A 14,261-nucleotide genomic window follows, 5' to 3' on the forward strand; every position below is an offset into this window, starting at 1 on the left:
AGAGTCTTACGAGGATAAAGGAGCTTTAGATGAAATCCAATACAATTTCTCTCGAACACGGCGCCGGCGGAGAGGTAATGCAGGCGCTTATAGGAGATATTATTCTCAAAAACTTCCGTAATAAAAGTGCAGGTTCTATAGGCCTTGACAGCCTTGATGACGGGTCCACAGTCAGACTTGAGAACTTTAACTCTTCTTCCGAACTCGTGCTGACAACGGACAGCCATGTGATAACTCCTGCTTTTTTTCCGGATACGAATATAGGCAGGCTTGCTGTTGCAGGTACAATCAATGATCTGACAGTCATGGGAGCAAAACCGCTTGCACTCACCTGTGCAGTCATAATGCCTGAAGGTTTTCCAGTCCATGATTTTGAAGAGATTATAAAAACAATGGACCAGACTGCTGCGGAGGCTGGAGTGCCCATAATCACAGGCGATACGAAAACCGTGGAAAAGACCGCACTTGATTCAATCATCCTTAACACCGCAGGTCTCGGGATTACGGACAGCCCTGTAAGAGACTCAGGTCTTAAGCCAGGAGACGGGATCATCGTTACAGGCACCATAGGGGATCATGGGATCTCTCTTATGGCCCACAGGGAAGGTTTTGATTTTGATACTGATCTTGTTTCTGATTCCGCTCCCCTGTGGAAGTTAATAGAACCGGTCCTTAAACTCCGGACTCCTCAGGGAGAGCCTGTAATAACGGCTATGAAAGACCCTACCCGCGGGGGGCTTGCAAACGCTCTTAATGAAATGGCAGAAAAATCCGGAGCAGGAATCCTGCTTGAAGAAAGCCTCATCCCTTACAAGCCTGCAGTGACTGCAGCCTGTGAGATGCTGGGTCTTGATCCCCTCGAAGTTGCAAATGAAGGAAAAGCAATTATCGGGGTCAAAGCCGGCTTTGAAGAAGACGTACTTTCAATTCTCAGGCAGCACCCCTACGGAAAGGATGCAGCCCTTATAGGAGAGGTCACTGCTGAAAACAAAGGAGAGGTAATCCTGAGGAACCGTTTCGGTGGGATGCGTTATGTGGACGTGCCTGCGGGAGACCCGATCCCGAGAGTCTGTTAACATAATGAGAAGACACAATGAGAATATACTGACAGATTTTATTTCTTCCAACTTCTATTTCTCCCGGGTTGATTTATTCAAACTTCTACCCGGGACCCTAAAATCACAGGTTTTTCCTTTAAGTTTCAATATATGTATAAATCTAGATCTCTCTAATTATCTAGATCTCTCTAATTATCTAGATCTCTCTAATTATCTAGATCTCTCTAATATAGATTCATCTAGACTGGGTTTTTTGACTAACTTTATTAACTCAGGCGGTTTGGTTTCATTTTTTCAGTTCTGAGAAATTCTGTAATCAGACTCTTATATGTATTATTTATCTATTCACCTCTTTGGCCAATTCATCTATTCACCTCTTTGGTCATGCATTTATTATCTATTCGAATTTCAGTATTTATGCTGAAAGTAAGTTTTACAAAGAACATGAATAGAGGTTGAATAAGTAAGATTGAATCAGCGAACAGGTGTAAATTGAATAGTATAGAGTGAATCAGCGAATAGAGTATGATTGAATAGTACAGATTGAGTAGAGAATAAGAGACCGAATAAGAGTACAGGAGATCAAATTATGAGAGTAAGCACAGATCGAATGAGAATAAGCATAGATTGAATGAGAATAAGTACAGATTGAGTGTATAAAATAGTAATATTATATTGTAACTGAAACTATCGCAGGAATTTGCCTCATATAATATTTTATCCGTACAATCTACTGTTCCTTCACTCCGGAGATTTCTACTATTAAGAGTTTTTATTCCCTATTGTAATTTAAACCGGGATATTTATATTGAAAATATTTATCTTATAAACTATATGGAAGTAATATTTTCTTCAAATTTCACACTTTTTCATTACACGGATAAAAGTATGAAATATTCATTTCTTTTTAATCATATTTTCAAATTTCTCTAAAACCAAAATCATTTTCTTTCTAATATATAACAGGATATGTTTTATCTTTATAATGTATCAAAACTTAGAAAATCTTTCCTGAAGGATATACTGCAGCTTTTACAGTAAATTTTCAAAGCCACATTGTTCTGGACGTACTGGACTGAATATTTTATTAATTTTAAAAAAGTAGCTTTATTTTAGCTCCTATAATAAAGGCATTTCTTTATTTTATTTAAATGTACCACAATATATTTAAAGATAAATTTTATGTCGTCCTGCATGTTCTTCCCAACCTCTGGATTTTTTGTCCTTTTTTCTCCAGCGACACCTGAGATTGTTTTTTTTTGACGATTCAGGCAATTATTCATATTAGTAATATAAAAGTGGGAAAAAAATCACCATGTTTAAATATGGCTATGATAGATTAACAGTTGGAAGCGTAGATATTATATATTTCTACGTTGTTTGGGCATTATTATCTTGTTATAATTTTAATTTAAGGGCTTATAATTATTCTGGGCATTTTTTGTCCTAAATATTTTGTATGTCCTTACATGTTCCGGAAACTACTCGGTTGGATCAAAAATCAATATCGTAAGCCTTGAACTGTTAAAAACGTACACTCCTAACAAAGCTTATTGAGTTTGATTTTATTCTTCAAGTGTGTAAGTCCCAACAGTATAGGTCAAAGGTAAATCGATAGGAGGAAATAGGTCGGAGGATACGTTGTATGATAGAAACAACAGTAATGCTATTAATCGCAGTACCCCTACTTTTTTCGTTTTTATTCCTGGGTCTTGGCAAAAGTATGTACAAAGTTCTTGCCTGGGCTTTCTTTGTATTTGGGGTAATTGCTTCAGTTCAGTTAGTTCGGGATGGTGTTGGAGTTTATGAAATAACTGGACCAGATTTTGCAATGTTAGAAAATGTTGTCCTTGTACTCGAAGTACTGGTTATACTATTCATTCTTGCTGTGTCAGCAAAATACAAAAACTGGCCTACACTTGTACTCGGAATAATTTCAGCAGCTGTATTTGCTTACACTTTTACTAATGCTCCGCATGCTGAAAGCGCTGTTTTTAATATTGATCAATTTTCTCAGGTAATGATATTAATTGTCAATATAGTCGGTACTGCGATCATACTATTCGCAACCGGTTATATGGATGAATATGAAGAACACAGGCATCTAAACAGACAGAGAACATTTTATTTCACAATGAGTTTCTTCCTGGCATCCATGAACGGTCTTGTCATGGCTGACACTCTCGGATGGCTGTTTCTCTTCTGGGAACTGACAACTCTTTGTTCATTCGTTTTGATCTCATACAACATGGATCAGGAAGGAATAGACAATGGTTTCAGAGCTCTGGCTTTAAACCTGGTTGGTGGAATTGCTTTATCTGTAGGCATAATTATTCTAGCTCTAAATTATGATATAGGTACCCTTTCCGGAATTGGAATTTACGCTGGAACTGATGCAACAGCGATGGCCGCTGTAGCCCTTCCCGTTGCCTTACTCTGTATCGGAGGCTTTGCGAAATCCGCTCAGATGCCCTTCCAGAGCTGGCTCCTGGGTGCAATGGTAGCTCCAACTCCGGTTTCTGCCTTACTGCACTCAAGCACAATGGTTAATGCCGGTGTGTTTTTAGTCGTCAAACTTGTACCAGCTTTTGCGGGCTCAAGTCTCGGTACAGCTATTGCAGTTTACGGAAGCTTTACCTTCGTCATGTGCTCGGCTTTAGCCTTATCCCAGAGAAACGCAAAAAGAGTTCTCGCTTATTCTACAATTGCAAACCTGGGATTAATTATCGCAAGTGCAGGAATTGGTACACCTCTGGCTGTAGCTGCTGCAATTATGCTTATCCTGTTCCACGCAATATCCAAAGCTCTTCTCTTCCTCTGCACAGGTGAAATTGAGCACACCATAGGAAGCAGAGATATTGAAGACATGGCAGGGTTAATTAAAAAGGCTCCATATCTCACAACCCTTGCAGCGCTGGGAATGGTATCCATGCTATTGCCTCCTTTTGGTGTGCTGCTCACAAAATGGGTGTCGATGGAAGCTGCTTCTAACAACCCTATTGTGATAGTCTTCCTCATACTCGGAAGTGCACTCACAACAGTGTATTATGCTAAATGGCTCGGAACAATCCTGTCCTCAACCATGGATAAATATGCAGTTCACAACAAGAGAGCGGAAACATATTTCCCACTTTCAGTCCTCGGGTTTTCAATTGTAGTTTCAAGCGTTCTTGTGTTTTCAATATATGACTACTTCATCAAACCTCAGGTTGAAATACTGCTCAATATTGCTCCTACTATTTCGGGAGAAGCCGGACAATTCACATCTGAAATAGGGGCATTTGCTTATGCAGCAATATTCGCAGTGCTTGCTCTGGCTATTATCCTCTATCTCGCTACAAGAAGCATGTTCACTCCACGTATGGCTGGATATTACATGTGTGGAGAAAACAACATGGAAAGGGACAAATTAATGTTCAGAAATGGGCTTTGCACCTACGATAAAAGTAATGTCTCCAATATATATCTCCAAAACACTTTTGGAGAAAATAAACTTACAACGCTCGGATATGCAATTTCCATAATTCTTATTGTAATTGCATTGGCAGGAGGGGTACTATAATGGTAGCTATGAACGATGTTTTGCTAGCTATTCTTGTTCTGATTGGTGCTCCTATCATAGGCTGTTTAGCTTCGGGGATTGACAGGAAAATCACTGCAAGACTGCAGGGTAGAGTCGGTCCGCCTCTTTTACAGCCGTACTATGATGTCAGGAAGCTTATGAGTAAAGAAAACATGATCGTAAACGGCTCTCAGAACTTTTACGTAGTCGTGTACCTGGTCTTTATCATTCTGAGCCTCTTGATGTTAATATTCAGGGCAGACATGCTGATGATAATATTCGTATATACAGTAGCTTCTCTGGCTCTTATTGTAGGAGGTATGAGCACCGGTTCTCCATATGCCAGAGTAGGAAGTTCAAGGGAGATCATGGCTATACTTTCTTATGAGCCGGTTTTGATTTTATATGCCCTTGCAATCTACCTGGTCACCGGCACTTTCAAAGTATCCGCGCTGTTAGAAGCATCCACTCCTCTGCTGATATATACGCCTCTTTTATTCATAGCAATGATAGTTGTTCTGAATATAAAATTGAAAAAATCGCCCTTTGATTATTCAACCTCTCACCACGGTCACCAGGAACTGGTTAAAGGTATGACAACCGAATATTCAGGGCCAGGATTTGCCACAATTGAGATTGCTCACTTCTATGAATACGTGTTCTTAACCGGACTAATATTCTTATTCTGGGCATCAACTCCAATAATAGGTTTGCTTCTGGGTATCATTGCTTTCTTGCTGGTAATCGTAATAGACAATATTACTGCAAGAGTTTACTGGCAATGGATGCTCAAATTGAGCTGGACATTCCTGTTAGCAATTTCACTTGTGAACATAGTGTACCTGTACGTAAGTGGAGTAAAATTAGTGTGAAAGAGGGCTATTTATGAGTTTAGCAAAATCACCATGGATCATACATGTGAATTGTAACAGCTGCAATGGCTGTGACATTGAGGTAGTAGCCTGTCTTACCCCTTTATATGATGCTGAAAGATTTGGCGTTTTAAATATCGGTACTCCCAAGCAAGCTGATATAATGGTAGTTACAGGCTCTGTAAATTATAAAAATGTCAATGTACTCAAAAATCTTTACAACCAGATCCCGGACCCGAAGGTTGTTTTAGCTGTCGGTGCTTGTGCATCTACTGGTGGGATATTCCATAACTGCTATAATGTTATAGGCGGAGTGGACCAGATAATACCCGTAGATGCATATGTTCCCGGGTGCTGTCCAAGGCCTGAAGCCATACTTGACGGCGTAGTAGCAGCACTCTCAATACTTGAAAATAAGAAGAAAGGGAACATCAAAGGAAAAGAAGTGCCATTGAAAGGAAAAGAGGTGCCATCAAATGCTTGATAACGTGATAGATGCGGTAGAAATAAAAAGCAGTGGAGAACTGCTAAAAACCGTAGAGCAGTTAAAAAAGGATGGCTATCGAAATGCTACTATGATATGCCTGAAAGCTAACGATGGTCATGATTTGATATATGTCTTTGAAAAAGACAACAAACTGAAAAACCTGAAGTACTTTTTGAAACCAGGTGAGAAAGCCAAGAGTATATCAGGCATTTATCTAGGTGCACTCTTGATCGAAAATGAGTACCAGGATCTCTTCGGATTGACTTTCGAAGGTTTAGCGATAGACTATAAAGGCCACCTTTATTTAACGCCAAACAGTCCGAAAGCTCCTTTAGCCTAAAGCAATTTGAGAGGAGAATCATATGACAACTGTAATACCTTTTGGTCCTCAGCACCCCGTTTTACCCGAGCCGGTAGCGTTGAAACTTGAGCTTGACAACGATGTTGTTGTTGGGGCACTTCCTTCAATAGGGTATGTGCACAGAGGGCTTGAGAAATTCATAGATACAAAGGACTATGTTCAAACAACATACATTTGTGAAAGGATCTGCGGAATATGCAGTGCTCTCCATGGTATAACTTATACACGGGCAGTTGAGAAATTATTCGATTTAGAAATCCCTGAAAGAGCGCAACTTATCAGGGTAATTGTTGGTGAACTCAATAGACTTCACAGTCATCTTCTCTGGCTTGGCCTGTTTGCAGATGGTTTTGGATTTGAAAGCCTCTTTTATGAATGCTGGAAGTATAGAGAAGCAGTACAGGACGCAGCTGAGAGAATCTGTGGGAACAGAGTTATACACTCAATCTCAAAAGTCGGAGGAGTTACCAGAGATCTATCAAAAGAACATACTGATATGCTTCTGAAAATGTGCGATACACTGGAAGATCAAATTAAAAACATTGAAAAAGTGTTCGTAAACAATTACACCGTTAAGAAAAGAACTAAGGGATTAGCTGTAATGTCAAAGCAGGTAGCATATGAGTTGGGAACTGCCGGTCCTACATTGAGAGGAAGCGATAACGCTATTGACGTAAGAAATACAGAAGACTGGGCAATTTATAAGGATCTCGGCTTTAAGACAGCTGTAGAGAAAGATGGAGATTGTTACTCAAGAACTGTAGTAAGGATTAAAGAATTGTATAATTCTATTGAAATTATGAGGAACGCAATCTCCAGGCTGCCTAATGGTGATATTACAACACCTGTAAAGGGCTTCCCTACAGGTGAAGCGATTATGAGAACAGAGCAGCCCAGAGGTGAAGTTGTATATTACGTGAAAGGTAACGGTACTAAAAACCTGGAAAGGCTTAAAATAAGGACTCCTACCTTTGCAAACATACCTTCACTGCTAGTAATGCTCCCAGGCGTAAAACTCGCTGATGTTCCTATAATTGTACTCACTATAGACCCCTGCATTAGCTGCACTGAAAGATGAAGTGGAAGGGTGATTAAAATGGGTATGCTAAACCTTGTATTATCAAACATTTCTCATAAACCGGCTACCAGACTTTATCCCTTCGAGATAAGGGAAACTTATAAAGAGTTTAAAGGAAGGATTGTTATCAATCCGGAAAACTGTATCCTCTGCGGGCTATGTCAAAAGAAATGTCCACCGGATGCGATTACAGTTACCAAAGCAGACAAAACGTGGGAAATCAACCTGTTCCGGTGTATTATGTGCACAGAGTGCGTTACTGGTTGCCCGAAAGACTGCCTATCAATATCCAATGAAAGGCCAAAAACCGGTGCGAAAGAAACTGTTAAAGTAGTGGTTCCGATAGTAGAGAAACCAAAAGCGGCATCAAAAGCAGCGTCTCCAAAATAAAAATTTCATTTAAATTTTTATTTTTCTACTGGAATCAACGTTATTTTTTCAGTTTTCCGGTTAAAAACAATTTTAAGTTCCCAAGTCTAAAAAATAGTTTAACAGGGGAATTTTATTCTGATAAATTCCCCTGAAAACTATCTGGATAGGAAAAGATAAAATTCATATTTTGTATTTTTTTACACAATATCTTTTCTCATGATTTCAGAACATTTAGGCTTTTTTGTTTCCTTTTTATGTTCTCCATAAATAAGATCATTTTTCAGCTTCAGGTGCCTGTGGTAATTTGCTGGCATTATTTCTGAATGGCCTGAATTGCACTCGAATTCTTTCTATCCAGTGCCGCTCTCCTTTTGAAGTCACTCGCATACGGATGAAAACAGAATTGCTAGCTTCGCTGGATGTCTGATTGCAGATATCAACTTGATGGAGACGCCAGCTATTAAACAAGGGAATTATTTATACAAAAACAGTTCTTGAACTAAGTGAAATGCAATCCAGAGCGGCAACATGAAATAAGGTAGATGTATGTTATTTTTTCAAATAAGGGTTACTTCTATATTCTTTTTGCCCGTATTCTTCTCTCAGACTATGAGAAACTATTGTAATATATGAAATAGAAGATACTCTCATAATGTAAAAAAACTACAAATTATTTAACAGATTTTTTATCCATTTCCACTGAGAACACTTTTATAAAGATGGTAAGCCAAATTCTTTCAGATAAGTATACTGGAGGTTGAAACGATTACTCAGGAAACTATAAAAGTCGAAGGTATGTCCTGTGGGCATTGTGTTATGAGGGTTAAAAAAGCAATGGAAGATGTACAGGGTGTAAAGAAAGTAGACGTCAGCCTTGAGAACAAACAGGCTGTTGTCGAATTTGATGAAGGGAAAACAGATGTTGAGAAAATAAAGGCTGCAGTCCGAGAAAGCGGGTATGAACCAGCTTGAACTGGAATTATGTGTCTGAGTTTTATTGATCCTGAGGCATTTTATTTATCCGGCTCGAGGAATTCCATTATATAGTAAAAGGCACAGATTTTTATAATATGGGTGAAGCGCCTGTTTAAAAAGCAGCTGATGATCCGGGGGTGAAGACACGGGGGAGACAACATTTGTAGTGGATGATATGATTTGCAAGTACTGTAAAGACACGGTTACCAGACTTATTACCTCTATTAGCGGGGTTTCATGTGTAAATGTGAATGTACCGGAAAGGACGGTAAACGTGACTTATGACAGCCGGATAACTGATGCACACGTCATCAGGATGACCCTGCTCGAAGCGGGTTATAAAAATGTAAGAGAGTCCATGAACGCTTTTTAAGCGCCAGGGAAGTCTGAAAAAACTGGATAGGCGGCAATCCGATGGAACTTGCGATAGGAGTTTACGGCATGACCTGTGGTCACTGCCAGAAAAGAGTAGCGGATGCTATTGCTTCACTTGATGGTGTAGAATCTGTAGATGTCAATCTCGAAGCTGAACGTGCATATGTTAATTTTGATCCTAAAAAATTAAGCCCTGAAGATATTATGGAAGCCGTCCGAAAGGCTGGCTATTCTACAGAACGCGAAGGGGAGACTGAAGAAGATAAAGAAAAAGCCCTGACGGAAAGCTCAGAGCCTGCCATGGAAGAAAAGAAAGCAGGAAAGGTTTTAGACTCTGCTGATAAGGGTCTGGAATATGAGGATAAGGCGCAGGGAAGTTCTCAGGCATGTCCCCTCACAGAAGCCTGCAAAACGGCAGAAGAAAAAGTCTCCCGAATTTCAGGTCAGAAAGAAGGGCTTAAAGAAATCACTCTCGGTGTTTCCGGGATGACATGTTCGGCATGCGCCCTGAATATCGAGAAAGTCCTGAAGAAAGAAAACGGAGTGGATTCCGCAACCGTTAATCTGGAACTTGGCAGGGCAAATGTTAGCTTTGATCCTTCTCTTATTTCCCCCGGGCAGATTGAAGAAGCTATCGAGTCCATCGGGTATAAAGTTGAGAAAGACAGGGTAACCCTTAACCTCCAGGGGATGAGCTGCGCATCCTGTGCTGCAAACATTGAGAGGATTCTCAATAAAACCGAGGGTGTAATCTCGACTTCCGTAAATTTTCCCCTCGAAAAAGCCGTTGTGGAATTCGATTCAAGCCGCATATCTGTCAGGGAGATTATTGCTGCAGTCCAGGGAATAGGTTATGGGGCATCAGTGCAGGCTGAGACTGTAGAATATGAAGATAGAGAACAGATCTCAAGGGACGCTGAGATCCTCAAGCAGAGAAATAACCTGATCATTGCCCTCCTCCTGGGGATCCCCGTATCTCTCGGAAATATGAGCATGATGTTCCCGTTTCTCTCTTTTGTTCCAGACATCTTTTCCAATCACACCGTGCTTTTCATCATGTCCACTCTTATTCTCCTCTTTCCGGGCAGGCAGTTTTTTGCAGGCACTGTTAAAGGCTTCAGGCACGGCGTAACCGACATGAACCTGCTGATTGCCGCGGGGACAGGGTCGGCTTATCTTATCAGTGTAGCAGCAACTTTCCTTGACCTGGGTCCAGGATATGACGTTCTCTACTACGATACCGTGGCTTTTCTGATTATTTTCATTGTCTTTGGCAGGTATCTCGAAACACGAGCCCGGGGCAGAACCTCAGAAGCTATCCGAAAGCTGATGGGGTTAAGGGCTAAAACCTCAAGGATCCTTGTAGACGGTGTGGAAAAAGAGGTCCCTGTTGAAGAGGTAGTAGTCGGAGATATTGTTATTGTCCGTCCGGGTGAAAAAATACCTGTTGACGGAATTGTGGTTGAAGGAAGCTCTGCAGTTGACGAGTCCATGATCACAGGAGAGAGCATCCCGGTTGAAAAAGGCGAAGGAGATACTGTTATTGGGGCTACCATTAACAGAATGGGATCTTTCAGGTTCAGGGCTACCAAAGTGGGGGCTGATACCGCCCTTGCCCAGATCATCAGACTTGTAGAAGCAGCTCAGACAACCAAGGCTCCTATCCAGAGGATTGCAGATGTCTTTGCCGGAAACTTCATCGTAATCGTACATATAATTGCTCTTCTGGCTTTTTTCTTCTGGTTTTTCTTTGGTTACTGGTTCTATGGGGTAGGAGAGTCCGAAGCTCTCAGGGGCACCAGCCCTTTCCTCTTTTCCCTGCTTATAGCTATCACTGTTCTTGTTATCTCCTGCCCGTGTGCAGTCGGGCTTGCAACCCCTGCAGCCATAATGGTCGGCACAGGCAAAGGGGCGGAAAACGGAATTCTTATTAAAGGAGGAGAAGCCCTTGAAAGAGCACATAAACTTGATACCATTGTTTTTGACAAAACGGGGACTCTTACTGAAGGCACCCCTAAACTGACAGATATATTTGCAGTTTCCGGACGTGAGGAAAAGGAGGTACTTTTTACTGCTGCATCGGCTGAAAAAGGGTCTGAACATCCTCTCGGAGAAGCTATTGTAAGAGGGGCGGAAGAACAGGGAATCAGCCTTGCAGGGGCAAAAAGTTTCCGTTCTATTCCGGGAAAAGGAATAGAGGCCTATCTCGAGGACAGGAGGGTTCTGCTGGGCACCCGCAAGCTTATGGAAGAAAATTCAATTTCTTTTAACGGTCTTGAAGCCGAGATGCGCAGGTTTGAAGAAAACGGGAAAACTGCAATGCTTGTAGCTCTAGGGGATGAAGCTATGGGGCTGGTTGCAGTTGCAGATACTCTGAAAGAGAATTCTAAAGAGGCAGTGGAGACCCTGAAGAATATGGGCATTGAAGTGGTTATGATAACCGGTGACAACTCCATTACAGCCGGGGCAATTGCATCGGAGGTTGGAATCTCAAGAGTGCTTGCCGAGGTTCTGCCAGAAGACAAAGCAAACGAAATCAAGAAGCTCCAGAGTGGAGGCAGGCTTGTTGGAATGGTAGGCGACGGGATAAATGATGCTCCTGCCCTTATACAGTCGGACGTGGGGGTCGCAATGGGAGCAGGCACGGATGTGGCAATGGAATCCGCAAAAATTGTGCTTATTAAAAATGACCCCATAGACGTGGTAGCAGCCCTTCGCCTGAGCAGGCTTACCATTCGTAAGATCAAGCAGAACCTTCTCTGGGCTTTCGGGTACAATACAATAGGCATCCCTATTGCAGCCGGAATTCTTTATCCCTTTTTTCACAGAGTTCTTATTACGCCTGAACTGGCTGCTGCTTTTATGGCATTAAGTTCGGTTTCGGTGACAACCAATTCCCTTCTGATGAAAAGAAGCAGGATTAAGTAAGTTCAGGACTGATGTTATGACTTCCGCTCAATGTCGGTGATAATATGGTAAATTTCGAATCCAAAGACAAGAACCGGGCCGTGTTTCTATTAAGTGTTGCCACTTCCGTGGTGCTGATGAGCCTTTTCCTGCTCGGGACCCTGTTAGCTAATATTTACTCAGGAGAAGCATCCTATACTCTGGTAGACGTTGTTATGGGTTGCATTTTCGTTTTTATTATTACCATAATTATCTCACTGTCCCTCTGGCCCAGGGTGTTGGACTGGCTTGAAAACAGAGAACAGGTGAAAAAGTCAGAATTATAATATTTTACAGGCAGGTGATTTATTTATAAAAAAGTTTTCTGAACGTAATGGTTTATATACCACGGAATTGACCTTATGCCATGAATAACGGAAGCATGAGATCAAACATTAAAGAAGGATTAAACGTGGGAATCGTTTTAAAACAGGACCAGAAGACTGGGAAAATAACTCGTGGAGTTGTGAAGAGAATTTTAACCAATTCTTCGACCCACCCTCATGGGATCAAAGTCCAGCTGTCCGATGGGCAGGTAGGCAGGGTTAAGGAAATCTATTAAAATTCTGAGATCCATTAAAACCAGCCAGTCATTTTTCAATATCCCAAAAACCAGTCACTTTTTTAAGGATTAAACTGGAGTTTTCGCAGCCTCAGTTTCTATCAGTTTCTCTTTCTCAATTCTTAGAAGCCTGAAAGAGAGGAAAACTACAAGATATATTATTGCGGCTGCGATAAGGAAGGCTATAACTCCAAACTGCGTATACAGGAAGCCTCCTGCAAGAAGGCCGATTATGCTTGCAAGGCTGCTCGCGCTCATTGCAAAGCCCTGAACCGATCCCTGGTATTTTTTACCCGCAAATTTGGAGAGGATGGAGAGAATAGAAGGCCACATAATCCCATTCCCAAAAGCAAAAAACACGGCTGCAAGGTACAGAAGAAGATAGTCTCCGGGTACTATAAGGATAAACTGAAGTCCCAGAATAAAACCGCCGCCAACAACCATTATAGACTCCCTATATCTTCTGGCAAGCTTTGCAAGGACCGGGCCCTGTACAAATGCCATAAGCGCACTGATTACGGAAAAATAAATACCCAGCTCTGCAGGGCTCCATTCAAGGGCAACAACGGCAAAGATAGGGAATGCGGTATAATATATATTGAAGCCCAGAAAGATAAGGAAGTAAACAACCAGCATAAAAGGGATGTACTCAAGCTTGAAGACTTCACGAAATGTTATTTTACTTCCTGCCTCAACCTGATAGCACTCTTTTTGTTCCTGCCCGAGTATTTTTCTAATCCCGGTGGATTCGGGGTATTCTTCAATGGCGCAGGGCCGGGAATCTGGGAGAAGAAAAAGTACTATAAGAGTTCCTATGATTGAAATCACCAGTGCGGCGGATACTGGCAGAATTTCGCCATAGGCTGTTGTCCCGAGAACTCCGGCAATCGCAGGACCAAAGACATATCCCAGATTGGAGGCTACAGACATTCGTCCGTAGTTTTTATTTCTTTCTTCTTCTGAAGTGAGGTCGGCAAGATAAGCATTGGCAACTGAAACGTTTCCCCCTGTAGCACCGTCAAGAGCCCTCGCTAAAAAGAGTATAAGCAAAGGGAGAGTAACTGTAAATGTTCCAAGAAGACCAGACCTGACCTCTATCAGCGGGATTACTGGAAAAAACAGGGCGGCAAAAAAAATGATCCAGGCAAGCAGGGTCCCAATCTGACTCAATAATAGAATCTTTTTTCTCCCATAAAGGTCAGACCACCTGCCCAGTACAGGAGCTCCGATAAGCTGGAAGGCAGGGTAAGTTGAAGCGAGTATGCCGTAGACAAGGGCATTGCCTCCATAGTCTGTTACAAGGAATACGAGAAAAGTAAGTATGATGCCAAACCCGAGGGTTCCTATAAATGTTATGGCATATAATGGAAAAAGTGCTCTGCCGCTTGCAGAGGAAGTTCCCGAGTTCTGTTCCATCGAAGGAATATATGTGTTTCTGCCCCTTATACTATTTCTCTTCCAGAATTTAAAGAGGTCCCGTGATGCCGTTTCATTTTAACCTTTACAGATACGGCTGGCTTAATTAATTGCGAATTATTTCTCCTTTCTGCAAGCTCTGGACAAGTTCATCCAGGTTACCCTGAATTTTCTTTGAGTGCAGGCGATTTGGCAGG

13 protein-coding genes are annotated in these 14,261 nt (G+C 41.6%); 12 read left to right on the plus strand and 1 reads right to left on the minus strand.

The window, feature by feature from the left end; all coding sequences use genetic code 11:
- Positions 1-29: 29 nt before the first annotated feature.
- The 12 genes from hypE (at position 30) to M886_RS09140 (ending at position 12,648) form a co-directional block, all read left to right on the plus strand.
- The gene (gene hypE, locus M886_RS09085) at positions 30-1,076 is read left to right on the plus strand and encodes a hydrogenase expression/formation protein HypE (protein ID WP_048051053.1); all 1,047 of its coding nucleotides are present in this window, start codon (positions 30-32) and stop codon (positions 1,074-1,076) included.
- A gap of 1,627 nt (positions 1,077-2,703) precedes the next feature.
- On the plus strand, positions 2,704-4,620 hold the full coding sequence (locus tag M886_RS09090) for an NADH-quinone oxidoreductase subunit 5 family protein (RefSeq protein ID WP_048043890.1): 1,917 nt from the start codon (positions 2,704-2,706) through the stop codon (positions 4,618-4,620).
- The gene (locus M886_RS09095) at positions 4,620-5,492 is read left to right on the plus strand and encodes a respiratory chain complex I subunit 1 family protein (RefSeq protein WP_011034245.1); all 873 of its coding nucleotides are present in this window, start codon (positions 4,620-4,622) and stop codon (positions 5,490-5,492) included. Before M886_RS09090 ends, M886_RS09095 begins: the two co-directional genes overlap by 1 nt.
- Before the next feature lie 13 nt (positions 5,493-5,505).
- Positions 5,506-5,976: an NADH-quinone oxidoreductase subunit B family protein gene (locus M886_RS09100; protein ID WP_011034246.1), complete on the plus strand. Its 471-nt coding sequence runs from the start codon at positions 5,506-5,508 to the stop codon at positions 5,974-5,976.
- The gene (locus M886_RS09105; RefSeq protein WP_048036959.1) at positions 5,969-6,319 is read left to right on the plus strand and encodes an NADH-quinone oxidoreductase subunit C; all 351 of its coding nucleotides are present in this window, start codon (positions 5,969-5,971) and stop codon (positions 6,317-6,319) included. The genes M886_RS09100 and M886_RS09105 overlap by 8 nt, the downstream gene beginning before the upstream one ends.
- 22 nt (positions 6,320-6,341) lie before the next feature.
- On the plus strand, positions 6,342-7,418 hold the full coding sequence (locus tag M886_RS09110) for a hydrogenase large subunit (protein ID WP_015412464.1): 1,077 nt from the start codon (positions 6,342-6,344) through the stop codon (positions 7,416-7,418).
- Positions 7,419-7,436: 18 nt separating this feature from the next.
- Entirely contained in the window at positions 7,437-7,808 is a 372-nt protein-coding gene (locus tag M886_RS09115) for a 4Fe-4S dicluster domain-containing protein (RefSeq protein WP_048036956.1), read from the plus strand.
- 762 nt (positions 7,809-8,570) lie between these two features.
- Positions 8,571-8,762: a heavy-metal-associated domain-containing protein gene (locus tag M886_RS09120; protein WP_327036900.1), complete on the plus strand. Its 192-nt coding sequence runs from the start codon at positions 8,571-8,573 to the stop codon at positions 8,760-8,762.
- A 169-nt stretch (positions 8,763-8,931) separates the two neighbouring features.
- Positions 8,932-9,138, plus strand: coding sequence for a heavy-metal-associated domain-containing protein (locus M886_RS09125; RefSeq protein WP_084685065.1), 207 nt, complete (start codon positions 8,932-8,934; stop codon positions 9,136-9,138).
- 41 nt (positions 9,139-9,179) lie between these two features.
- Entirely contained in the window at positions 9,180-12,068 is a 2,889-nt protein-coding gene (locus tag M886_RS09130) for a heavy metal translocating P-type ATPase (protein ID WP_048051054.1), read from the plus strand.
- Between the two features lie 44 nt (positions 12,069-12,112).
- Positions 12,113-12,373: a hypothetical protein gene (locus M886_RS09135; protein ID WP_048051055.1), complete on the plus strand. Its 261-nt coding sequence runs from the start codon at positions 12,113-12,115 to the stop codon at positions 12,371-12,373.
- Positions 12,374-12,453: 80 nt separating this feature from the next.
- The gene (locus M886_RS09140; protein WP_011034254.1) at positions 12,454-12,648 is read left to right on the plus strand and encodes a YwbE family protein; all 195 of its coding nucleotides are present in this window, start codon (positions 12,454-12,456) and stop codon (positions 12,646-12,648) included.
- A 69-nt stretch (positions 12,649-12,717) separates the two neighbouring features.
- Here the strand turns inward: M886_RS09140 and M886_RS09145 are convergent, their stop codons facing one another.
- Positions 12,718-14,064 carry an MFS transporter gene (locus M886_RS09145; RefSeq protein ID WP_048038210.1) on the minus strand — a complete coding sequence of 449 codons (1,347 nt, stop codon included), beginning with the start codon at positions 14,062-14,064 and terminating at the stop codon, positions 12,718-12,720.
- Positions 14,065-14,261 lie beyond the last annotated feature (197 nt).

This window comes from Methanosarcina soligelidi (genome assembly GCF_000744315.1).
GTDB classification, from domain to species: domain Archaea; phylum Halobacteriota; class Methanosarcinia; order Methanosarcinales; family Methanosarcinaceae; genus Methanosarcina; species Methanosarcina mazei.